Origin of the sequence: Micromonospora sp. NPDC023644, from assembly GCF_040640115.1 — a bacterium.
GTDB lineage: Bacteria > Actinomycetota > Actinomycetes > Mycobacteriales > Micromonosporaceae > Micromonospora.
In genome coordinates, this window is record NZ_JBFABA010000046.1 from 23113 (window position 1) to 45261 (window position 22149).

Annotated in this window: 21 protein-coding genes, 1 other RNA gene and 1 pseudogene; 7 read left to right on the forward strand and 16 right to left on the reverse strand. The window is 73.2% G+C overall.

Translation table 11 applies throughout. From position 1 onward, the window contains the following. Positions 1 to 8: 8 nt before the first annotated feature. Positions 9 to 434 carry a DUF350 domain-containing protein gene (locus AB0G08_RS24450; protein WP_358091817.1) on the reverse strand — a complete coding sequence of 142 codons (426 nt, stop codon included), beginning with the start codon at positions 432 to 434 and terminating at the stop codon, positions 9 to 11. 89 nt (positions 435 to 523) lie between these two features. After that, positions 524 to 1873 (reverse strand): type I glutamate--ammonia ligase, encoded by a 1350-nt coding sequence (gene glnA / locus AB0G08_RS24455; protein WP_121400411.1) that lies wholly within the window; start codon positions 1871 to 1873, stop codon positions 524 to 526. 185 nt (positions 1874 to 2058) lie between these two features. Here glnA and AB0G08_RS24460 point away from each other — a divergent pair, with 185 nt between their 5' ends. Further along, positions 2059 to 3819: an NAD+ synthase gene (locus tag AB0G08_RS24460; RefSeq protein WP_358091819.1), complete on the forward strand. Its 1761-nt coding sequence runs from the start codon at positions 2059 to 2061 to the stop codon at positions 3817 to 3819. 135 nt (positions 3820 to 3954) lie between these two features. Continuing rightward, on the forward strand, positions 3955 to 4800 hold the full coding sequence (panB, locus tag AB0G08_RS24465) for a 3-methyl-2-oxobutanoate hydroxymethyltransferase (protein WP_358091821.1): 846 nt from the start codon (positions 3955 to 3957) through the stop codon (positions 4798 to 4800). Positions 4801 to 4908: 108 nt separating this feature from the next. Here panB and npdG read toward each other — a convergent pair whose 3' ends face one another. Together npdG and AB0G08_RS24475 are read right to left on the reverse strand one after the other, a co-directional pair. Continuing rightward, positions 4909 to 5607, reverse strand: coding sequence for an NADPH-dependent F420 reductase (gene npdG / locus AB0G08_RS24470; RefSeq protein ID WP_357875802.1), 699 nt, complete (start codon positions 5605 to 5607; stop codon positions 4909 to 4911). A gap of 156 nt (positions 5608 to 5763) precedes the next feature. Further along, a complete protein-coding gene (locus tag AB0G08_RS24475) occupies positions 5764 to 7197 on the reverse strand; it encodes an RNB domain-containing ribonuclease (RefSeq protein WP_358091823.1) in 1434 nt (477 codons plus the stop codon). Between the two features lie 18 nt (positions 7198 to 7215). Between AB0G08_RS24475 and AB0G08_RS24480 the strand changes: the two genes are divergently transcribed. Together AB0G08_RS24480 and AB0G08_RS24485 are read left to right on the forward strand one after the other, a co-directional pair. Beyond that, a complete protein-coding gene (locus AB0G08_RS24480) occupies positions 7216 to 8433 on the forward strand; it encodes a hypothetical protein (RefSeq protein ID WP_358091825.1) in 1218 nt (405 codons plus the stop codon). 387 nt (positions 8434 to 8820) lie between these two features. After that, complete coding sequence (locus AB0G08_RS24485; RefSeq protein WP_358091827.1) at positions 8821 to 9645, forward strand: nucleotidyltransferase domain-containing protein; 825 nt, start codon at positions 8821 to 8823, stop codon at positions 9643 to 9645. Positions 9646 to 9730: 85 nt separating this feature from the next. Here AB0G08_RS24485 and AB0G08_RS24490 read toward each other — a convergent pair whose 3' ends face one another. From AB0G08_RS24490 to AB0G08_RS24515, 6 genes are all read right to left on the reverse strand, one after another. Next, positions 9731 to 10699, reverse strand: a complete 969-nt coding sequence (locus AB0G08_RS24490; protein ID WP_358091829.1) for a hypothetical protein — start codon at positions 10697 to 10699, stop codon at positions 9731 to 9733. After that, positions 10693 to 11025, reverse strand: a complete 333-nt coding sequence (locus AB0G08_RS24495; protein WP_358091831.1) for a PadR family transcriptional regulator — start codon at positions 11023 to 11025, stop codon at positions 10693 to 10695. The genes AB0G08_RS24490 and AB0G08_RS24495 overlap by 7 nt, the downstream gene beginning before the upstream one ends. A gap of 69 nt (positions 11026 to 11094) precedes the next feature. Further along, positions 11095 to 11961: an AraC family transcriptional regulator gene (locus tag AB0G08_RS24500; protein WP_358091833.1), complete on the reverse strand. Its 867-nt coding sequence runs from the start codon at positions 11959 to 11961 to the stop codon at positions 11095 to 11097. 209 nt (positions 11962 to 12170) lie between these two features. Beyond that, on the reverse strand, positions 12171 to 12623 hold the full coding sequence (locus AB0G08_RS24505; protein ID WP_358091835.1) for a hypothetical protein: 453 nt from the start codon (positions 12621 to 12623) through the stop codon (positions 12171 to 12173). A gap of 147 nt (positions 12624 to 12770) precedes the next feature. Next, a complete protein-coding gene (locus AB0G08_RS24510; protein WP_358091837.1) occupies positions 12771 to 13238 on the reverse strand; it encodes an SRPBCC family protein in 468 nt (155 codons plus the stop codon). Positions 13239 to 13419: 181 nt separating this feature from the next. Beyond that, entirely contained in the window at positions 13420 to 14703 is a 1284-nt protein-coding gene (locus AB0G08_RS24515) for an FAD-dependent monooxygenase (protein ID WP_358091839.1), read from the reverse strand. Here AB0G08_RS24515 and AB0G08_RS24520 point away from each other — a divergent pair. Next, positions 14647 to 15300, forward strand: a complete 654-nt coding sequence (locus tag AB0G08_RS24520; protein ID WP_358091841.1) for a TetR/AcrR family transcriptional regulator C-terminal domain-containing protein — start codon at positions 14647 to 14649, stop codon at positions 15298 to 15300. The genes AB0G08_RS24515 and AB0G08_RS24520 overlap by 57 nt on opposite strands. 253 nt (positions 15301 to 15553) lie before the next feature. On the opposite strand, the gene AB0G08_RS24525 is transcribed toward AB0G08_RS24520, so the two are convergent. Continuing rightward, positions 15554 to 16339, reverse strand: coding sequence for a maleylpyruvate isomerase family mycothiol-dependent enzyme (locus AB0G08_RS24525; RefSeq protein WP_358091843.1), 786 nt, complete (start codon positions 16337 to 16339; stop codon positions 15554 to 15556). A gap of 60 nt (positions 16340 to 16399) precedes the next feature. Here AB0G08_RS24525 and AB0G08_RS24530 point away from each other — a divergent pair. Continuing rightward, positions 16400 to 16943, forward strand: a pseudogene (locus AB0G08_RS24530) (GntR family transcriptional regulator); the annotation flags it as partial. Positions 16944 to 17342: 399 nt separating this feature from the next. Here the strand turns inward: AB0G08_RS24530 and rnpB are convergent. Next, positions 17343 to 17758, reverse strand: an RNA gene (gene rnpB, locus AB0G08_RS24535) — RNase P RNA component class A. 101 nt (positions 17759 to 17859) lie between these two features. On the opposite strand from rnpB, the gene AB0G08_RS24540 reads away from it, so the two are divergent. After that, positions 17860 to 18621, forward strand: a complete 762-nt coding sequence (locus tag AB0G08_RS24540; protein ID WP_358091845.1) for a sulfite exporter TauE/SafE family protein — start codon at positions 17860 to 17862, stop codon at positions 18619 to 18621. A 40-nt stretch (positions 18622 to 18661) separates the two neighbouring features. On the opposite strand, the gene AB0G08_RS24545 is transcribed toward AB0G08_RS24540, so the two are convergent. The 4 genes from AB0G08_RS24545 to AB0G08_RS24560 all read right to left on the reverse strand — a co-directional run. Beyond that, the gene (locus AB0G08_RS24545; protein WP_358091847.1) at positions 18662 to 19213 is read right to left on the reverse strand and encodes a hypothetical protein; all 552 of its coding nucleotides are present in this window, start codon (positions 19211 to 19213) and stop codon (positions 18662 to 18664) included. 96 nt (positions 19214 to 19309) lie between these two features. Beyond that, positions 19310 to 20965: a monocarboxylate uptake permease MctP gene (mctP, locus tag AB0G08_RS24550; RefSeq protein ID WP_358091849.1), complete on the reverse strand. Its 1656-nt coding sequence runs from the start codon at positions 20963 to 20965 to the stop codon at positions 19310 to 19312. After that, positions 20965 to 21246, reverse strand: a complete 282-nt coding sequence (locus AB0G08_RS24555) for a DUF3311 domain-containing protein (protein WP_358091851.1) — start codon at positions 21244 to 21246, stop codon at positions 20965 to 20967. The genes mctP and AB0G08_RS24555 overlap by 1 nt, the downstream gene beginning before the upstream one ends. Positions 21247 to 21409: 163 nt before the next feature. Beyond that, positions 21410 to 22149 (reverse strand): histidine phosphatase family protein (locus tag AB0G08_RS24560; RefSeq protein ID WP_358091853.1); only part of this gene is annotated, 740 nt, incomplete at its 5' end.

Genomic DNA, 22149 nt, shown 5'->3' on the forward strand with positions numbered 1-22149 from the left:
GGAGAAGGTCAGGCGATGCAGGCGCAGACGATCAGCGCGGCGCCGAAGTGCGTGGCGGCGCTGACCCGCGCCGCCGGGTGCGGCTCGTCCGAGCAGATGATCTCGCCGAGCTTGCCCGGGGTGAGCAGGTCCAGCACGAAGAACGCCAGCGCCATGATGCCCAGCCCGACCAGGCCGAAGACGAGAGTCGAGGCGAGTCCCTTGCCGAAGTCGCTGTAGCTGGTCAGGATCGCGGTGAACACGATCCCGGCGATGCCGAGCTGGTTGGCGGCGAGCAGCAGCGCGGCGTTGCCGTTGCGCCGCACCCAGATCAGCTCCCGCAACCTGCCCGGAGTGAGCAGGTCGACCAGCCCGAACCCGGCCGCCATCAGGCCCACCCCGACGACCCCGAACACCACGCTCTGCCAGGCTCCGCTGAGCAGGTCTTCCAGCACCGACTGCCTCCCGAACTCTGCGCCTGACGGGGATGCCGGCGCGGTGACCGAGACGATAGCGGCACCGCGCCAGCACGGCAGCCCTCGCCCTACAGCGACAGGTAGCGCTGCCGCTCGTAGGGGGTGACCTCGCGGCGGTACTGCTCCCACTCGGCCCGCTTGTTGCGCAGGAAGAAGTCGAAGACGTGCTCGCCGAGCACCTCGGCGACCAGCTCGGAGCCGGCCATCACGTCGATCGCCTCGGACAGGTTCTCCGGCAGCGGCTCGTAGCCCATCGCCCGCCGCTCGGCGCTGGTCAGCGACCACACGTCGTCCTCGGCGCCCGGCGGCAGCTCGTAGCCCTCCTCGATGCCCTTCATCCCGGCACCGAGCAGCACCGCGAAGGCCAGGTAGGGATTGGCCGCCGAGTCCGGCGAGCGGACCTCGACCCGGGCCGAGTTCGGCTTGCCGTAGGCGGGGACCCGGACCAGCGCGGACCGGTTCAGGTGGCCCCAGCAGACGTACGCGGGGCTCTCGGTGACCCGGTCGGGCAGCGCCTGCGGGAACAGCCGCTTGTAGGAGTTGACCCACTGGTTGGTGACGGCCGTGTACTCCCGGGCGTGCACCAGCAGCCCGGCGATGAACGCCCGGGCCACCTTGGACAGCTTCATCGGGTCGCCGGCGTCGTGGAACGCGTTGCGCTCCCCCTCGAACAGCGACAGGTGGGTGTGCATGCCGCTGCCCGGCTGGTCGGTGAACGGCTTCGGCATGAAGGTGGCCTGCACGCCGGTGGAGAGCGCCACCTCCTTGACCACGTGCCGGAAGGTCATGATGTTGTCGGCCGTGGTGAGCGCGTCGGCGTAGCGCAGGTCGATCTCCTGCTGGCCGGGGGCCACCTCGTGGTGGCTGAACTCCACCGAGATGCCGATCCGCTCCAGCGCCAGCACGGCCTGCCGGCGGAAGTCGCGCGCCACGGCGTGGGTGGTGTGCTCGAAGTAGCCACCGGTGTCGACCGGGATCGGCACCGAGCCGTCCAGCGGGCCGTTCTCCAGCAGGAAGAACTCGATCTCGGGGTGGGTGTAGAAGGTGAAGCCCTTCTCGGCGGCCTTGGACAGCGCCCGGCGCAGCACGTGCCGCGGGTCGGCCCAGGACGGACCGCCGTCGGGGAGCAGGATGTCGCAGAACATCCGGGCGCTCTCGCCGCTGACCCCACCCTCGAACGGGAAGACCTGGAAGGTGGTCGGGTCGGGCATGGCCACCATGTCGGACTCGAAGACCCGGGCGAAGCCCTCGATCGCCGAGCCGTCGAACCCGATGCCCTCCTCGAAGGCCGCCTCCAGCTCGGCGGGGGCCACCGACACGCTCTTGAGCGTGCCCAGCACGTCGGTGAACCACAGCCGGACGAACCGGATGTCCCGCTCTTCCAGCGTACGGAGGACGAACTCCTGCTGACGGTCCACTTCCACCCCTCGCGACACCTTGCGCACCTGCGACCGGGTTCACCCGGCCTGACCGACCAGTCTCCACCGGCCTCGTTACGCCGACGTTACGCGACCGGCCGGCGGGCGTCCCGCCCTGTCCCGTGGCTCCCGCATCTCGCCCCGCCCGCCGTGTCGGGCCCGAACGGCTGGGGCAAGATGAGCACATGCCCACCCTGCGTCTCGCCCTGTGCCAGGTCAACCCGACCGTCGGCGACCTCGCCGGCAACTCCGGCCTGGTCCGTGACTGGACCCGCCGCGCCGCCGACAGCGGCGCCCAGATCGTCGCGTTCCCGGAGATGATGCTGACCGGCTATCCGGTCGAGGACCTGGTCTTCCGCCGGTCCTTCGTCGCCGCGTCGAAGGCCGCGCTGGAACGCCTCGCCGCCGACCTCGACGCCGAGGGGCTGGGCTCGGTGGCGGTGCTGGTCGGCTACCTGGACGCCGACGGCCCCCCGCAGGTCAGCGGCGACGCCGAGCCCGGGCGCGGCGCGCGCAACGCGGCGGCCCTGCTGCACCACGGCGGGATCGTCGCCACCTACTTCAAGCACCACCTGCCCAACTACGGCGTCTTCGACGAGGACCGCTACTTCCTCCCCGGCGACGCGCTGACCGTCGTCCGCGTCGGCGGGGTGGACGTGGCGCTGACCATCTGCGAGGACCTCTGGCAGGCCGGCGGCCCGTTCGCCGCCGCCCGCCAGGCGGGGGTCGGTCTGGTCCTGAACATCAACGGCTCGCCGTACGAGCTGAACAAGGACGACGTCCGGCTGCCGCTGGTCCGCCGCCGGGCCGCCGAGGCCGGGGCGACGATCGCGTACGTCAACATGGTGGGCGGGCAGGACGAGCTGGTCTTCGAGGGCGACTCGATGATCGTGGGCGCCGACGGCGCGCTGCTCGCCCGGGCCCCGCAGTTCGTCGAGCACCTGCTGGTGCACGACGTGGAGCTGCCCCCGGCCGGGGAGGCGGCCGGCCCGGAGCAGGTGCTGGCGGACGGGATGCGGGTGGTCCGCGCCGGGGCCGGGGACCTGCCGCCGGCGCCCGCCGGGCCCGCCGCCACGGGCGGGACGATCGCCCCGGTCGCCGACGAGGCCGAGGTGTGGCAGGCGCTCGTGCTGGGCCTGCGCGACTACGTGAACAAGAACCGGTTCCCCTCGGTGGTGCTGGGCCTCTCCGGCGGCATCGACTCGGCGGTGGTGGCCGCGCTGGCCGTCGACGCGCTCGGGCCGGACCGGGTGGTCGGCGTGTCGCTGCCCAGCCAGCACTCCTCCGAGCACAGCCGGGAGGACGCGGCCGACCTGGCGAAGCGGACCGGGCTGGACTACCGGGTCGAGCCGATCCAGCCGATGGTGGACACCTTCCTGGCGAACATGTCGCTCTCCGGGGTCTCCGTGGAGAACCTCCAGGCGCGGGTACGCGGGGTGATCCTGATGGCGCTGTCGAACCAGGAGGGGCACCTGGTGCTGACCACCGGCAACAAGAGCGAGCTGGCGGTCGGCTACTCCACCCTCTACGGCGACTCGGTCGGCGGCTTCAACCCGGTCAAGGACGTCTGGAAGACGCTGGTCTGGCGGCTGGCGAAGTGGCGCAACGCCGACGCCGCCCGCCGGGGCGAGACCCCGCCCATCCCGGAGAACTCGATCGGCAAGCCGCCGAGCGCCGAGCTGAGCCCGGGGCAGCTGGACAGCGACACGCTGCCCGACTACGACGTGCTGGACCCGATCCTGATCGGCTACGTCGACGGTGACCTGGGCCGGGACGGGCTGGTGGCGTCCGGCCACGACCCGGCCGTCGTCGACCGGGTGCTGCGGATGGTGGATACCGCCGAGTACAAGCGCCGCCAGTCCGCGCCGGGCACGAAGATCTCGATGAAGGCCTTCGGGCGGGACCGGCGGCTGCCGATCACGAACCGGTGGCGCGAGGACGGCTGAGCCGGGTCGCTCCCGGGCCGGTGTCGGCCCGGGAGTGACATCCTCCACTGCGCTCTGCCGCCGGCAGGTCGTCGGGTGCGACGATCGCGGCGGAACCCGGGGACCGCGCACGCGGCCTCGAGGAAGGAGAGAGTCATGGTGGAGTCCACCCCGTCCGAGGTGACCGCCCTCTACGGCGGCCCGGCCACCCGGCGGGTCCGCACCCGCGACCTGGTCGCCGCCAAGGAGCGCGGCGAGCGGTGGCCGATGCTCACCTCGTACGACCAGTACACGGCCTCGATCTTCGACCAGGCCGGGATCCCGGTGCTGCTGGTCGGCGACTCGGCGGCGAACAACGTCTTCGGCTACGAGACGACGGTGCCGGTGACCGCCGAGGAGTTGCTCCCGCTGGTCCGCGCGGTGGTCCGGGCGACCCGGCACGCGCTGGTCGTCGGCGACCTGCCGTTCGGCTCCTACGAGGAGGGCCCGACGCAGGCGCTGCGCACGGCCGTGCGGTTCATGAAGGAGGGCGGCTGCCACGCGGTGAAGCTGGAGGGCGGCCGGCGCTGCGCGGCGCAGATCGCCGCGATCACCGGCGCGGGCATCCCGGTGATGGCGCACATCGGCTTCACCCCGCAGAGCGAGCACGCCATCGGCGGCTACCGGGTGCAGGGGCGCGGCGACACGGCCGACGACGTGATCGCCGACGCGCGGGCCGTGGCCGAGGCGGGCGCGTTCGCCGTGGTGCTGGAGATGGTGCCGGGGCAGGTGGCCAAGCGGATCACGGCGGAGCTGCCGATCCCGACCGTGGGCATCGGCGCCGGCGCGGACACCGACGGCCAGGTGCTGGTCTGGCAGGACATGGCCGGCCTGCGTACCGGCAAGGCGCCGCGCTTCGTGAAGCGCTACGCCGACCTGGCGGGTGCCCTGGCCGACGCGACCCGACGGTTCGCCGACGAGGTCCGCGGCGGCGACTTCCCCGCCGCCGAGCACACCTTCTGACGCCGGAGGGCCGCCTCCCGCTCGGACCCGCGAACAGATCTTGGTAGGAAACGGTCCCTCCCTGGGCCTGTTCCTACCAGGATCTGAAGCGGCGGAGGCGGCCCGCCGTCAGAGGTCGGTGACGCGGATGCCGGCGTGCGCCTTGTAGCGCTTGTTGATGGCGATCAGGTTGGCGGTGAACGCCTCGATCTGGTGGGCGTTGCGCAGCCGGCCGGCGTAGATGCCACGCATGCCGGGGATCCGCGCGGCGAGCGCGGCGACCACGCCGACCAGCTCCCGGTCCTCGGTGCAGATCAGCACGTCGAGGTCGATCCGGTCGACCTCCGGGTCGGCCAGCAGCGGCGCGCTGACGTGGTTGAACGCGGCGCAGACCCGGGAGTCGGGCAGCAACGCGGCGGCCTGCTGCACGGCACTGCCCTCGGCGACCGTGAGCGCGTAGGGGCCCTGCTTGTCGAAGCCCAGCGGGTTGACGCAGTCGACGACGATCTTGCCGGCGAGCGGCTCGGCGAGCGCGGCGACGGTGGCGGCGTGCCCGTCCCACGGCACCGCGATGACGACCACGTCGCTGCGCCGGGCCACCTCCTCGTTGCCGGCGCCGGCCACCCGGGCCCCGGCGGGCACGCCGGGCAGGGCCGCGATCTCCTCGGCGGACTGCGCGGCCCGCTCGGCGGAGCGGGATCCGATCAGCACGGACTGGCCGGCGCGGGCGAACCGGTAGGCGAGGCCCCGCCCCTGGTCGCCGGTGCCGCCGATGATGCCGACGGTCAGCCCGGACACGTCGGGCAGCGTGCTCGCGTCGTAAGCCATGCCGCCATCCTCGCAAACCGGCGGCGCCGGCAGCAGCGGCGGGCGCTGTGACAATCCCCGCTGCCAGCGGCGGGCACCGGCGGCGTCAGGCCCGCTCGACGCGCGAGCCCCGGCGGCATCAGGCCCGCTCGAAGGCACCGCGCAGCGCCGGCGGTGTCAGGCCCGCTCGAAGGCCACCGCGCGGGCGACCGGGTCGGCGGTGACGAGCCGGACCCGGACCCGCTCGCCGAGCGGCAGCTCGCCGAGGCAGCGGGCGCGCACCGGCGGGTCGTCCAACGCCACCGTGCCGCCGGGTCGCCGGCCCGGTCGGGCCTTGCCGTCCGCGGGCGCGTCGACGTCCAGCACCGCCGCGTCGAAGGTCTCCCCCACCCGGTGCTGGAGCACCACCGCCTCGGCCAGCTCGATCGCGCCCCGGGTGGCCGCCGAGGCCGTCCGGTCGGTCGTGGCCATCGCCTCCGGCAGCCGGGGCAGCGCCGCGCGGGCCCAGTCGGGCACCGCCCGGCCCTCGTGCAGGGCCAGGCAGACCTCCGTGGCGTAGCGGTCGGCCAGTCGTCGCAGCGGCGCGGTGACATGGGCGTACGCGGCCGCGACCCCGCCGTGCTCCCGCTGCTCGGGCGGCGCGCCGTCGAAGGCCGTGTACGCGGCGCCGCGCATCAACTCGGCGGCCTGGTCGACGAAGGCGGCGGCCCGGGGCTGCGACGGGTCCAGGCCGGCGATCACCTCGCCGGGGCCGGCCCCGTCCGGCCAGTGCACGCCCAGCGGGGCGGCGGCGGCCCGCAGCCGCGCCACCGCCTCGGGCTTCGGCGCCGGCATCGTACGCAGCAGACCGATCCCCCCGGCCAGCATGATGTCGGCGGCGGCCATCCCGGTCAGCAGCGAGATCTGGGCGTTGTGCTCCTCCATCGGCACCGGCCCGCGCAGCACCAGCCGCCAGCCGTCGCCGTCGGCCTCCACGTCCTGCTCGGGCAGCGGCAGGTTGATCGCTCCCCGGCGCAGGCCGCGGGTGGTGAGCAGCGCCCCGATCTCGGGCAGCAGGGCGATCGGGTCGGGCAGCCGGCCCGCGTCGGCCGCCGCCTGGACACCGATGTAGTCCAGCTTGGCCCGGCTGCGGACCAGCGCGCGTTCCAGCGCGACCCCGACGGTGCCGCCGTCGGAGTCCAGGTCGACGGTCCACACGACGGCGGCCCGGTCGACGTCCGGCAGGAGGCTCGCCGCGCCCTCGCTGAGGGTCGCGGGGTGCAACGGCACGGTGCCGTCGGGCAGGTAGACGGTCTGCCCGCGCCGCCAGGTCTCCTCCTCCAGCGCGCCGCCGGGGCGCACGTGGGAGGCGACGTCGGCGATCGCGTACGTCACCCGGTAGCCGCCGCCGGGGCGGCGGGCGAGGTGCATCGCCTGGTCGAGGTCGCGCGACTCGGCGGGGTCGACGGTGACGAACGGGACGTCGGTGCGGTCGGCGGCGGGCCGGGGCGGCGTGGTCGCCGCGGCGTCGGCCTCGCGCTGCGCCGCGGCCGGGAACCCCTCGGGCAGTCCCAGCTCGCGGCGCAGCGCGCCGAAGTCGATGCGGGGTGCGAGTACGCGTCGGATCACCACGGGGTCAATCCTGACAGTGTGGCGGATGATCCGCTTCCCGGCGAGCGCCGGTCGCCCGCGTCGGGGTCAGTCGGCCATCCGCGTCGCGGTCAGCCGGTCGCCCTGCGCGCGCTCGCCCGTACGCCCCGGGGAGCGGTGGCCCGGGCCGCGGCCGTCGGAGCGGGCGCCTTGCGGGCGGTGACCTTCCTGGCCGGCGCCTTGACGACGGTCGCCTTCTTCGCCGGGGCCTTCTTCGCCGCCGCCTTGCGGGTGGTGGCCGAGGAGGTCGCCGTGGCCTTCCTGGCGGGAGCCTTCGTCGCGGCGGCCTTGCGGGCGCCGCCGGTGGGCCGGGTCGCGGCCGTCTTCCTGGGCGGCGTCGTCTTCTTGGCGGCAGCCTTCTTCGCCGTCGTGGCGGTCTTCTTCGCGGGGGCCTTGGCCGCCGTGGCGGTCTTCTTCGCCGGAGCCTTGGCCGCCGTGGCGGTCTTCTTCGCCGGAGTCTTCGCCGCCGTGGCGGTCTTCTTCGCCGTCGAGGTGGCCTGGCGGGCGGCGGTGGTGGTCCTGGCGGGGGCCTTCTTCGCCGGCGCGGTGGTCTTCCTCGCCGTGGTGGCGGCCTTCGTCGCCGCCTGCCGGGCGGGCGTCTTCGCCGACGTCGTCTTCTTCGCCGCCGTGCTCCTGGCCGCCACCGTCGTCCGCTTCGCCGCGGCGGGGGCCTTCTTCGCGGCGGTGGCGGTCGCCTTCTTCGCCGCGGCCGTCGTCTTCTTCGCCACGGTGGCGGTCCTGGTCGCCGCCTTCTTCGCGGGGGCCTTCGCGGCGGTGGTCTTCTTCGCCGGAGCCCGGCCCGCACCGCCGGTCGCCTTGCCGGCCGGCGCCTTCTTCGCCGCCGTGGGCGTGGTCGACGGGCGTGCGGTCCGCGTCGTACCCGCGGTCCGCTCCGCCGCGGCGGTCTTCCTGGCGGTCGTGGTGCGGCTGGCGGCCGGGCGGGTGGTGGCCTGCTGTGCTTCGGCCATCTGGGTTCCCTTCCTGGGGAGTGCTCTCGCCCTCGCGGAGCACCGATCACCTCGGCGCGGGCCGTCCCGCGCCGCCTATCTGTCCTCCCCGGCCCAGCGGGCGTCCTCGGCCTCCCACGCGTCGTTGCGCTCCCGCACGGTCTGCAGGGCGTTCTCCGCGTCGGCGGCTGAGGCGTACGGCCCGAGAACGTGCCTGGCGGGGCACACGTCGGCATCGGTCTCGACCCGGTGGTGTCGGGTGCACCAGTAGAAGTGCCCACCGCTTCCGCTGTCGCTCATGGGATCACTGTGCACCGGGAACCACCCGGCCGCCACCGGAACACCACAAGTCGCCGACGTTCTCCACAGTAGACGTGCTCCCGCCGCCAGGGGCTGGAACTGGGAAAACAGGGCTGCCGGGGTGCGCGGCGCCCCGCCGGCGTCGGCCGCGACGGGGCAGCCGCTCGGCCCGCGACGCGGCGGAGGCCGGGGAACGGACGCCCGCACCGACGCCGCCCGGCGAGGGAGCACGCCCGGGCGGCCGGCTGGTCGGGAGGTGACGCGGGGCGGCCCGCCGGTCGGGGGCGGGTTAGGGTCGCCGGATGGGCGTTCAGGACGACCTCCGGCCGCGTGGCTCCCGCCCGCCGGGACGGATCCGATGACCGGGTTCGACCCACCCCTGCGCCGCTACCTCGCCGACCTGGTCGCCGCCGCCCGCGATGTCCTCGGCGAGGACCTCGTCGGGGCGTACGCGGCCGGCTCGGTCGGGCTGGGCGCGTACCAGCCGGGGCGCAGCGACGTCGACGTCGCGCTGGTCTGTGCCGACGCCCTCGACCTCGGGCGGAGGCAGGAGCTGGTGGCGCGGCTGCGGCACGAGGCGCTGCCCTGCCCCGCGCGCGGGCTGGAACTGGTCGTGTACCGCCGGGCGGTCGCCCGCTCCGGCACGCCGGAACCCGGGTTCGAGGTCGAGCTGAACACGGGGGCGCGGATGCCGTTCCGGGCGACCTGGGCCGCCGCCGAGCGACCCGCCGAGGACGGCCTGTTCTGGTACGGCCTGGACCGCAGCATCCTGCACCAGTGCGGGCACGCCCTGCTCGGGCCGCCGGCCGCCGAGGCCTTCGCCGACCTCTCCCCCGCCGACCTGCGCCGCCTGCTGACCGACGCGCTGCGCTGGTGGCTGGCCCTGCCGACCCCGCCCGGCGACGGTCCCGCCCCGGGGGCCGAGGACGCGGTGCTCGGCGCCTGCCGATCGCTGGTCAAGGTCCGCCACGGGGTCTGGCTGTCGAAGGTCGACGCCGGCCGCCGGCTGGTCGCCGACGGCCGGCCGCCCCACGCGACCGCCGGGCCGACCGGCGACGGCGGGGCCGCCGACCTGATCGCACGGTCGATCGCGGCGCGGGTCGGCGGGCCGCCGCCGAGCGGTCCCGAGGCCCGCGCCTTCCAACGCGACGTGCTGGACGAGATCCGCGCAGCGGCGGTGTGACGGACGGACCGGGCCGGACCGGATCGGACCGGGCGAAGCATGGCGGGGCCGGCCGTTCGGACCGGTCGCTCGGCCCGCTACCGGGTCAGGACGGGCGGATGACCGGTTCGGGGAGGACGTGGTCGGCGACCGGCTCCGGCCGGCCCCGGGCGGCGCGGATCGCCCAGGCCAGCGCGTAGGGGGCCCAGGCGAGGTAGAGCAGCGGCTCCAGCAGGACCGCGTCGGTGATCAGGAAGATCTCCTGTTCGGTCGGCCCGGGCAGCCCGAGCGCCGAGTCGGTGTAGCAGGCGAGGAGCCACAGCGGGGCGAAGGTGGGGTCCACGCCATCCGGCACCCCGTCGACGACGGTCCCCGTGCCCGTCGGAACCTGGCTCAGCACGGCGACGATCGTCGCCAGGTCGGCGACGACGATCGCGCCGAGCACGCCGACGCACCACGCGAGGCGGACCCGGCCGCGCCCGGCCAGCCTTGTCGTCGCGCGCAGCACCAGTGCCAGGCCGGCGAGCCAGAGCGTCAGCCCGGGCGCGACGCGGGCCAGCGCGTCGACGTCGTCGAGCACGGCGTACCCGGCGGCCGCGACGGTCAGCGCGACGGGGACCACGATGCCGAGGGGCACGCGCCACCCTCCGGCGGGCGCGCCCCGGGCCAGCCGTTGCGCGAGCGCGGCCAGCCCCACCGCTCCACAGAGGGTCAGGACGGTGGCGATCGGCAGTTGCAGGTCGAACGCCCACACGAACCGCCGGCTCAGCCATTCGGCCACGGCGCTCATCGTGACCAGGCTGACGAGCACCACCCCGACGCAGACCGACGGGGCGAGCAGGAGCGGAAGGGCGGTCCGGAGCAGTCGGCGGGCGATCGGCGCGCGGTCGGCGGCGACGCCGGAGCGGCGGGCGGCCAGGCTGGCGGCGAAGCGCAGCATCCGCACCCGCTGCCCCCGCTCGGCGAGGACCCGCAGCTCGGCGGCCCACTCCCGGCCCAGGTCGGCGCGGAGCTCCCTCGGCCAGCGGCGTCGCGCGACAGCGAGCAGCACCTCGGCCACGCGGCGGCTCACCATGCCGGCGCGCCGGTGGGCTCGATGGCGCCCCCGGACGATCGGGCGTCGGGGGTCAGGGCCCGCAGCTCCGCGAGCGCGCGCCGGGCGGCGGAGACACCCTGCGCCGTGAGCCGGTAGTAGCGTCGCGCCGGCCGGCCCACGCTGGACGGGTCGACCGCCTCCCACTCGGCGGTGAGCCACCCGGCGGAGCAGAGCCGGTGCAGCACCGGGTAGAGGGTGCCGCTGGGCAGGCCCGTCATGGCGATCAGATCCAGGCCGTAGCGCGCGACGTCCGGTTCGGCCAGCAGCGCGGCGAGCACCCGCGCGACCGGGATGGTGATGCGCACGGCAGGTACTATATCGAAACTCTACATAGGGTGGGGGCCCTGCCGGTTCTCGGCCGGGCCCCCACCGGGTCAGCCGGTGACGGGCTCCACCGGGATCCAGAGTTCGGCATCCGCCTCCGTGCCGTCCGCCGACAGGCGGGTACGCGAGATCTCCGGCCCCGGCCGGCTGCGGTACGGGTTGGACGGGAACCACTGGGTGAACACGTCCCGCCACAGGTACTGCACCGCCTGCGGGAACGCCCCGGAGGTCTCGAAGACCGCCCAGGCGCCCGCCGGCACGGCCAGCGCGTCCAGGTCCTCCGGCGCGTCCGCGCCCGTCACCACGCCGTACCAGTAGTCCAGCTCGGTGCCCTCCGCGCGGCTGTCCGCCACGTTGGCGCTGACGTTGACGATGCCCTGCGGCTCCTGGTCGGACAGGGCCTCGATCCGGCGTACCGTCTCGGGCGGGATGCCCTTGACGAAGGCGACGATCGCCGGGTTCATCCCCTCGTGCACGAGCGGTACGCGGGCCTTGCGGCCCACCAACCGGAACCCGTCCTTCTGCACGATCCGGTATCGCATGCTGCTGCTCCCTTCGACGACGAGTCGGAAGGACATCCGGGGCTGGGAGCGCAACGCCGCCCCCGTACGCCGGGCCTCGCCGGGGCCCACGCCGTGCATGGCGTGGAACGCCCGGGCGAACGCCTCGGTGGAGCCGTAGCCGTAGCGGACCGCGACGTCGAGCAGCGTCCGCTTCCCCGCGAGCACCTCCGCGCCCGCGACGGTGAGCCGCCGCCGGCGGATGTACTCGGACAGCCCGACGCCCGCCAGCGCGGAGAAGAGCCGCCGGAGGTGGTACTCCGACGTCACCGCGATCCGCGCCAGCTCGGTCACCTCGATCGGCTGGTCGAGGTGCCGCTCGATGTGCTCCATGGCCTCGTTGAGCCGCTCCAGCACCCGGTTCCCCTTCCCTGTTCCGTGCCGTAACGCTAGGCGCGCGGGCGGATGCCCGACCCGACATGCCGTGCCCGAAAGGATCGCCCCACCCCGGCCCGTCGATCACGCAGGTGTGGTGGGCGATGTAGCGCACTATGCCTGTTGTGCGGGGCACCACGACTGCATGATCGACGCGGCCGGGGCGAGGTGGTCAGGGCAGGTGGGCTGGGTCAGCTTGCCGCGACCGGGTATCCGATCGCGGTCACGGCCTCGTGCAGCCCTGCGAGGGTCACGGCCGGGTTGAGGGCCCGCACGACGGGGTCGGTGAGTGGAAGCTGGGCGACGATGCGCTCGACCGCCGTCCGGTCCAGCTCGACGTCGTCGTAGTGGTCCTCGGCGAACGCGACGTACCGCTCGGCGATGTCGTCGAGCAGTATCTCGAGCAGGCCGGAACCGTCGGGGTCGAACACGCGGATGAACGCGCCGTCGGCGGTGAACACGACGGTCCACTCGTCGCCGCTGCCGTTGTCCATCGACGCCGCCTCGTCCGCACCCCAGTCGCGGGCGTAGGCGTAGTAGGGCTCACCACCATCGACGACGCACTCCAGCACGGCGAGCGCCCTGCAACGGTCCCGCAGCACGTCGATGGACGGCAGTTCGGCGGCGATGTCGTACACGGTCACCCGGCGACCCTACGCACGGGCAGCACAGACAGCGTCACGCAACTCGGGGCGAGCGTCGAGGTCGGGGCTTCCGACTGCCCCGCCAGCCCACACCCCGGACTGGCCTGCCACGGGGTCACCCGGGTCACGGCACCGAGCGGGCGCGAGTCAACCAGCCGCTTCGACGTACGACGCCAGGTTGGCCAGCGAGGAGGCGATCCCGGCCTCGTGGACCGCCTGGTCGATGCCGGGTGGCACGTCCGTGGCGGTGACGGTCACCTCGGTCCCCCCGTCGGCGGCGGCGAAGTGCCAGGTCATGGTCATGGTGCCCGCGTACGACGGGTCGTCGGCCTCGAACACGGCCCGCTGCACCACGCGCTCCGATGGCACCAGGGCGGCAAACTCGATGTCGACGACATCCGTCGCCGCTGACGTCTTGCCGGGACTGTCGGCGGAGTCCAGGTAGGTGAGGACCATCCGGAACCCGCCACCGGGCCGGGGATCCCACCGCTCGACCCGCCCGCGCATGCCGTCCGGCGGCAACCATGCCTCCAGCGACTCCCGGTCGAGCAGGGCGCCGTAGACGGTCGCCGGTGGTGCCGCGATCACCCGGGTGGCGCGGTCGGTCCTTCCCATGGCCCGATCCTAGGACCGGGGCTCCGCAGGCCCATCCTCATCGGCGGGGTCGCGGCGCCCCGCGCATCGGACTCAAGGGCGGCCCGGGCGACGCTGGCGTGCACTCACACACCGTGAGCGGACATTCGATCTTCCGGGGCAGCGGCGTCAACTGGTGCGAGGCCGGCTGTGTCGCGCGTCGTCAATCTGCGGGTACCGGCTCGGTGGGCCGCGGCGCGAAGAAGCGGACGATGTCGTCGGCTGCGGTGGGAGACAGCATCATTGCCTGGACCCGTGCGGACATTTCGGCGATCGGGCGGATCCTGGTGAACATCGCCTCCTCGTACGCCCGGATCGCCGAGTCGGGGTCGGCGGGGTTGGTGGCGAGTTCGGCGGCGAGTTCGGCGGCATCGAGCATGGCCTGGTTGGCGCCCTCGCCGACCGGCGGCATGAGGTGCGCGGCGTCACCGATGAGGGTGATGCCCAGTCGGTGGACCCAGCGTGTGCCGGTGGGCATCGCGTCGATCGTGCGTGGGGTCGGCGGGCCGTCGCCGGCTTCGATGAGTGCGGTGAGGCTGGGGTCCCAGCCGTCGAACATCTCCAGCAGAGCCCGCTTGCTGCGGTAGGTGTCCAGGTGGCGGCCGTCCGCGCGTAGGGAGATGCCGACTCGGATGCTGCCGTCGCCGAGGCGTTGCGCTGCCAGGATCTGGTTCACGCCGACGCACCAGAGGTTTCCGGGGCCGACCAGTTCGGCGAGCTCCGGGTGGCGCCGGTCGGCGTCGCTGATGCTCAGCTCCACCAGGGTGGCCACGGAGGACAGCGGCGCGTCGGTCAGCAGCGACCGGACGACCGAGCGTGCGCCGTCCGCGCCGACGAGCACGTCGCAGTCGGCGCGGTGGCCGCCGTCGAACGTCAGCCCGAAGCCGCCGTCGGGTCGTGGCGTCGCCGCGAGGAGCCGGTGCTGCCACATCACGGTGCCGGCGGGGAGTGAATCGAGCAGAAGATCACGCAGTGCGTTGCGGTCGATCTCGGGGCGTCCCGAGAATGCGCCGGGTTGCGGCTTGTGGTGCACGAGGGTGCGTCCGGCCGGGTCGAGGATGCGATGTTCCTCGCCCTCCGGCCGGGCCTCGGACCGGAACCGGCCGGCGAGGCCCGCCGCGGCCAGGGCCTGTTGCCCGGACTCCGGGTGCAGGTCGAGCGAGCCGCCCTGCGAGCGCGCGGATCGGCTTGCCTCGCGTTCGTACACCACCGCGCCGATGCCGTGCCGGTGCAGGATCCGGGCCAGCGTCAGGCCGCCGAGGCCACCGCCGGCGATCGCGATTCGCATCATCATTTCCATTACCGTACGCTGTATATCGTGGATACGCCGTACGGTAACGCACCCCTGCCCGTCTGGGAACGGCCCGAGCCCCAGCCCCGGGCGGCTCCGGTGCCGCTGAGCCGCGCGAAGATCGCCGCCACGGCTGTCCGGCTCGCCGACGCGCACGGCCTCGACGGACTGTCGGTACGCAAGATCGCCAAAGAGCTCGGCGTCGGCCCGATGCGGCTCTACGACTACGTGATCAACAGGTCCGAACTGCTCGATCTGATGGTCGACACCGTGTACGCCCAGATCGCCGAGGCCGACCAGCACGCCGAGTGGCGCGCCACGGTGCTGGCCCTCGCCCACGCGACCCGCGAAGCCGCCCTTGACCACGAGTGGTTCGCCGACCTGCTCGGCGCACGGCCACACATAGGACCGCACGCGCTCGCCGTGGGCGAATCGACCGCGGCGGCGCTCAGCCAGGCTCCCGGCGTACGCGGTATCGACGATCTACAGCGGGCCATGGACGCCCTCAACGCGTTCGTCGTCGGAGCGCTCCGCAGGGAGATCACCGAGCGCCGCACCGCCCGTTCCACCGGCACCGACGTGCCCGCCTGGCAGGCCGCCCTCGGGCCCTACCTGACACGCATGCTCGAAACAGGCCGCTACCCCACCGTCGCCCGGCTCGTCATCGACGGCGCCCACCTCGACGCCGAGGAGACCTTCCACCACACCCTGATCACGATCCTGGACGGCATCACCAACCATCCCCGCACGTGACCTCCTGCTCGCAGGCCCGTACCGGCCGAACGCCGACCATTGCCAATCATCAACGACCATCGGCGTTCGAAGACAGAACCAGCTCAGAGCCTCATCAGGTCTCTGAGCTGGTGGGCGACGGACGAGTCGACCTGTACGCCGGATTATGACGGTGAGACGTCCGCTGACCTGGGGCGGAGCCTGGCGACAACCGCTGTAGGCCGTCGCCAGGCCGTCAGGCGTCGCAGGTGCGAAGATCGCATGTCGTCGGTTGTCACACGGACGGGTCCCAGGCGGCGAGCTGATCGAAGATTCGACGGTCGCCTTCGAACTTGAGCGACTCCAGCGGTATGCGGCCGTAGAAGAACAGGACCAGGTCGCTTGCCGTGCCCCGGGCGGAAGCGTCGGCCGTTTCGGGATCCTCGCCGGCAGCGGGCGTGAAGCGGGCGACCTGTGCCCCGTCGCGGGAAAGCCGAAGGCGCCAGGAGTGGCCCTCGGTGGCGTGGTAATCGACGATGGCGGGGTCGTGTGGCCAGGCGACCGTGGTTGCGCAGACGGTGAACTGGCAGTCGTCGAAACCGTCGAGGGCGACCTCGTCTGGTAGCGGCTGCGGGGCACCCAGGGTGAGCTGAGCGTCGTAGGTGTACACCGCGATCTCGGGGACCTGTCGCCGCGCCCAGGCACCAGAGGTTTGTGGTGACGGCGAGTCATCCCACCACGTCCAACAACTGCGATCCGGGCCGGCCTCACGCAGCGCGCTCGTCAGTTGCTCGATGGACTCGGTCCACCAGGCCAGCAGTGCCTCGCGTTCCCGAGGCGCACCCATGCCGTCGTCCCAAGCCGACTTCTCTGGAGGCGCGTCTGCCGGCCCTGCGGCGACGATGGCGGCTGATTTGCGGCGGGCCATGCCCACGTGTTGCACAAGATCGAACAGCGTCCGCTCGGGATGGGTCGGAACCTGCATGTCGAGGCGGGGCGCCGCAGCGACCGCGGCGCGGAAGGCGGTCGACCGTTCGTTGATCAGCCGCAGATGATCAGAGAACGTGAGAGTTTCATGCACCCGGTTTTCTACCACTGGGCTCCGACGACCGGACAGCGAATTTCGCAACCGATCGCGCCGGCCGCCCTACGGAAGCTGCAAGATGAGCGGCTGATCGTCACCCGCCAGGGCAGCGGCACCTTCGTACGCGCCAACACGGAACGCCCGGTCGGACTCCGGCCGCACCCCGGAGTCGATCCGGGTCCGCGTCCTGATCTCCGACATGACCGCACCGATGGCGATCCCCTGCCGCGCCGAGGACCAGGCCGACGACCCCGGCATCCGCGCCCGAGCCCGCCGCATCACCGACCGCTCGATCGACGCCCTCACCGACGCCGTCCAGCAACTTGCCGACCTCGGGTTGGTCAAGACCGCCACCACCGAGGTACGCGTCCACCGAGCCGCCCCACTGTTCAAACTCTTCATCATCAACGAGCAGGAAGCGTCCTTCGGCTTCTACCCGGTGGTCAAGCACACCGTCTCCGTCGAGGGCAAGCCGATGGCGATCTACGACGCGATGGGCAAGGACGCGATCCTCTTCCCGTTCACGCCCAGCGACGAGGACGCCAGCAACGACGCCCTCTACGTCGAGCAGGCCCGCGCCTGGTTCGACAGCATGTGGGGCAGGAACCAGCCCCAGCGAGTCCGTGACGGAAGCCGGCGGGTCGGCCTGGTCGAGTGGTCGGGGCTTCCGGCTGCCGCGCCAGTCCAACCCCGGAACTGGCTTGCCACGAATACCGAGTCGCGGCACCAACTCCACCGCCAGGACGTGCCCGCCCCTTCCCCGCAGCTGCCGGCCCTACTCGGGAGCCACCGGGCGCCGGCCCCGGAGATGTCCCCACGGCGGCACAGCGCGCCCTACCCCAGCCCCGATTTACTGAGCCCGTACTCAGGGCGTCCCCAGGGCGTCAGGGGCGTCCTCAGGACGTCAAACGTCGGCCAAAGTTGGCCAAGAACGACCATTGACACCCCGAACATAGAACCAGCTCAGAGCCCTTGATCGCAGCTCTGAGCCGGTGGGCGACGGACGAGTCGACCTGTACGCCGGATTCTGTGACCGGCGCGCGCCCCGAGGGCTCGCGTCGGCGGCGGCCATCCATCTAGGCCTGCCGTCGCCGGCAGGCTCGAGCGGCCTACCCGCAGACATCGGGCGGGCCGCCCTCAAGCGTCTGCGCGGGTCGTCAACCTGCTGGCCGACGGCCCTTTCTTGGCCTTGCTCCGGGTGGGGTTTACCGAGCCACCCCGGTCACCCGGGGTGCTGGTGGGCTCTTACCCCACCGTTTCACCCTTACCGTCCCCGATGGGGTCGGCGGTCTGTTTTCTGTGGCACTGTCCCGCGGGTCGCCCCGGGTTGCCGTTAGCAACCACCCTGCCCTGTGGAGTCCGGACGTTCCTCGGCGGCGGGCCGGAGCCCGCCGACGCGACCGCCCGGTCGACTCGTCCGTCGCGCACCCATCCTAACGACGCCACGGCCGCGTCTATTGCCACCCCGGTCGACCGGCACCCGTCCCGCCGGGAGCGCGTACTAGCCTCTGGTGACCATGGATGTCTCCGACGCCGCGCTGCTGCTCGCCGCCGGTCTCGCCGCGGGCACGGTGAACGCGGTGGCCGGCGGGGGCTCGCTCATCACCTTCCCGGCGATGATCGCGGTGGGCCTGCCGCCGGTGCCGGCCAACGTGAGCAATTCGGTCGCGGTCTTCCCGGGGTACGTGGCGAGTGTGGCGGGCAGCCGGCAGGACCTGCCGCCCCGGCGGGCGCTGGTCACGTTGGTGCCCACCACGATCGTCGGCACGATCGCCGGCGCCCTGCTGTTGCTCGCCACCCCCGCCCGGGCGTTCGAGCTGGTGGTGCCGTTCCTGGTGCTCGGGGCGACGGCGGTGCTCGCGTTCCAGGATCCGCTGCGCCGGCTGGTCGGCCACCCCCGCGATCTGTCGCCGCGCCGCCGTACGGTCACCGTGCAGGCCATGGTCGCCGTCGGCGCGGTGTACGGGGGCTACTTCGGCGCGGCGCTCGGGGTGATGCTGGTCGCGGGCCTGGCCCTGGTGCTGGACGTGACGCTGGCCCGGGTGAGCGCGATCAAGAACCTGCTCTCCGCCCTGGTCGGGCTGACCACGCTCGTGGTGTTCGCGCTGTTCGGGCCGGTGAACTGGGCGGCCGTCGCGGTGGTCGCGCCCGCGACGCTGGCCGGCGGGTACGCCGGCGCGCGGTTGGTCCGCCGGCTGCCGCCGGTGGTACTCAAGGTGCTGATCGTGGTCTTCGGCACGGCGATCGGGCTCTACCTGCTCCAGCGCGCGCTGCGTTGACCCGGCCCGCCCGCCGGCCGACCCGCGGCACGGCGGCCGGCTAGTGGTCGTTCAGCGTGAAGAAGAGCGTCCGGTGCTCGACGTCCAGGAAGGCGGCCCGCCACCGCGTCGACGGGTTGCCCTCGTCGTACGACCGGCTGTGCAGCCACCGGGGCGCGGCCGGCAGGAACGGCGCGAGGGCGGGCCACGCGTCCGCCGGCCCGCCGGAGTGAGGAGCCTGGTCCGGACCGGCGGGCGCGTACGGCTCGAAGCCGTACCGCTGCGCCAGCGTCCGCGCGTCCTCCGGGCGCAGCCGGACCACGCCCTGGTACGCCCAGTCCGTCGGGCCCGGCGCGCGGCCGCACGGGTCGCCCGACGCGCGCAGCTGCCAGTGGATCTCCGGGTAGTCGCCGAGGTCCGGCAGTTGCTCGGGCGGGGCCCACCGGTCGGTGCGGACCTTCGCCTCCTCGACGCGCACCGACTCCCGGCACGCGCCCGCCTCGTCCGGGTCGTCGCCGACGGCCAGGATCGCGGCCCCCACGCACCCGGCGACCAGCGTCAGCAGCGCGGCGGAGCCGCCGAGGACGGCCACCAGCACCGCGCGTCTCGTCATGGTCGTCAGCGTACGAAGCGCGTCCACCCCGACCGCGCGGGACGGCGCGTCGCCCCCGGCCGGGAGGGGCCGGGGGCGACGCGATCCGGGAGGGGCTCAGGCGACCGGTTCCGGGGCGGCGTCGGCGTCGGCGCGCGGGCCGGGCACGACGCGCGGGTCGCCCTCGTCGGCGAAGTAGTCGTCCGACGTGGTGCCGTCGCCGCCGTCGCGCACCTTCGCCGCCCGCAGCACGACCGTCAGCAGCGCCGCGACCGCGAGGTTGACCAGCACCGCCACGATCCCGACGTAGATCGTCTTCGGGGTGTCGAAGCCGAAGTCGGCCAGCGGGAACGCCGAGCCGCCGAAGTGCTTGCGGCCGGTGGCGGCGTTCGGGATCTGGTAGAGCATCCACATGCCCAGCCCCATGCCCGCGACCCAGCCGCCGATCAGCGCGCCGCGGTGGAACCAGCGGGTGTAGAGGCCGAGGGCCACCGCCGGCAGCGTCTGAAGGATGATCACGCCGCCGATGAGCTGGAGGTCGATGGAGAACTGCGGGTCGAGGAAGACGATGCAGGCCACCGCGCCGACCTTCACCACCAGCGAGGTGATCTTGGAGACGTTCGCCTCCTGCGCCGGGCTGGCGTCCCGCTTCAGGTACTCCTTGTAGATGTTGCGGGTGAACAGGTTCGCCGCCGCGATCGACATGATCGCCGCCGGCACCAGCGCGCCGATACCGATGGCCGCGTAGGCCACGCCGGCGAACCAGTCGGGGAACTGCTGGTCGAACAGGACCGGCACCACCGTGTTGCTGTCCACGGTGCCCTCCTTCGACCCGGGCAGCGGCTTGACCCCGGCCGCGATGGCCATGAAGCCGAGCAGCGCGATCAGGCCGAGCAGCAGGCTGTACGCGGGCAGCGCCGACATGTTCCGCTTGATCACGTCGCGGTTCCGGCTGGCCAGCACACCGGTGATGCTGTGCGGGTAGAGGAACAGCGCCAGTGCCGAGCCGAACGCCAGCGTGACGTACTGGAGCTGGTTGTTGGCGTTGAGCAGCACCCCGTCGTTGGGGTTCGGCGACGCGTCGAACTTCGCGTCCGCGGCGTCGAAGATCTCGCCCCAGCCGCCCAGCTTGTACGGCAGGTACAGCACCGCCACCAGGATCACGATGTAGATCAGCGTGTCCTTGACGAAGGCGATCAGCGCCGGCGCGCGCAGCCCCGACTGGTAGGTGTACGCGGCCAGGATCGCGAAGGCGATGATGATCGGCAGGTGCCGGGCCAGGGTGCTCTCGCCGGTCACCCCCATGGTCTTGAGCACCGCCTCGATGCCGACCAGTTGCAGCGCGATGTACGGCATCGTCGCCACGATGCCGGTGATCGCGATCAGCAGCGCCAGCACCGGGGAGTCGAACCGTTTGCGGACGAAGTCCGCCGGGGTGACGAAGCCGTGCCGGTGCGAGACCGACCAGAGCCGGCACAGCACCAGGAACACCAGCGGGTAGATGACGATGGTGTACGGGACGGCGAAGAAGCCGGCCGCGCCGGCACCGAACATCAGCGCCGGCACCGCCACGAAGGTGTACGCGGTGTACAGGTCACCGCCGACCAGGAACCAGGTGATCCAGCCGCCGAAGTTGCGCCCGCCCAGCCCCCACTCGTCCAGGTGGGCCATGTCCTTCGGGGCGCGCCAGCGGGCCGCCACGAAGCCCATGGCGCTGACCAGCAGGAAGAGCACCGAGAAGACGACGATCTCGGTGAGGTGGTCGCGCCACATCAGCGGCCACCCGCATCCGTGCCGGCCGGCCCTTCCGACGGACGGCCACCCCGCTTCTTCGTCATCTGGTACACCAGCGTGGTGGTGGCCACGCCGAGCAGGATGTAGGCGAGCTGGAGCCAGTAGAAGCGCGGGAAGCCGAGGAACCGCGGCGAGTCGGCGTTGAAGAAGACCGGGATCAGGGGCACCACGATGGGGATGAAGAGCAACCAGTTCCAGGGGCTGTGGTCCTTCGCCCTGGACCGCGCCACTGTGGGCGCCTCCGGCTCGGGTGCGGCCATTGCGACAAACCTCCGCGTGTCGTAGATCGGCACTGATGACGGCCGGAGGCTACGACTCTGTGAGCCCGGTCACGTTCGACCGGGGGAGGTTGCTGCGCCGAACGGCGGACGGCGTGCGCCGAACGGCGACGCCGGGGCGGCCGGACGACCGGCCGCGCCCGGCTCAGATCGCGGCGAGGTGGGCGGTGTCGTTGACCGTGCGGACGGCGACGCCGCCGTCGGGCCACGTGTCGAGCACCGAGATGCCGGCCGCGTCCAGGAACAGCCGGTGCAGGAAGCCGTCACCGGCCGCGAGGGCGTCGCGCAGCACCAGCTTGATCGGCGAGACGTGCGAGACCACCACCACGGTCTCCCCGGGGTACGCCCGGCAGAGCCCGTCGACCGCGCGGCGGCAGCGCTCGGCGACGTCGGCGAACGACTCGCCGCCCGGCGGGGCCACCCGGGCCGAGGCGAGCCAGGCGTCCATCTCCCCCGGCCACTCCTGGCGTACCTCGGCGAAGGTGCGCCCCTCCCAGGCCCCGAAGTCGCACTCGATCAGGTCGTCCTCGCGGCGCACCGGCACGCCGCCGAGCGCCCCGGCGATCGCCTCGGCGGTCGCCGTACACCGGGACAGGGGCGAGCTGACCACGGCCGCGACGGTCGGGGCCAGCCCGGCCACCCGGGCGGCCGTGGCCCGGGCCTGGGCCCGGCCGCGCTCGGACAGCGGCACGTCGCCGCGGCCGGAGTAGCGGCGCTGCTCGGTGTACGCGGTCTCGCCGTGCCGGACCAGGACGAGCCGGGTGGCGGTGAAGCTCGGCCGCGGCTCCCAGGAGGCGGGCGCGGTGGCCGGGTCGGTGCCGGTGGTCGCCGCCGACGCGGCGCGGGCGGCCTCCTCGCGGGCCCGCGCCCGGGCCGGCGAGTCGG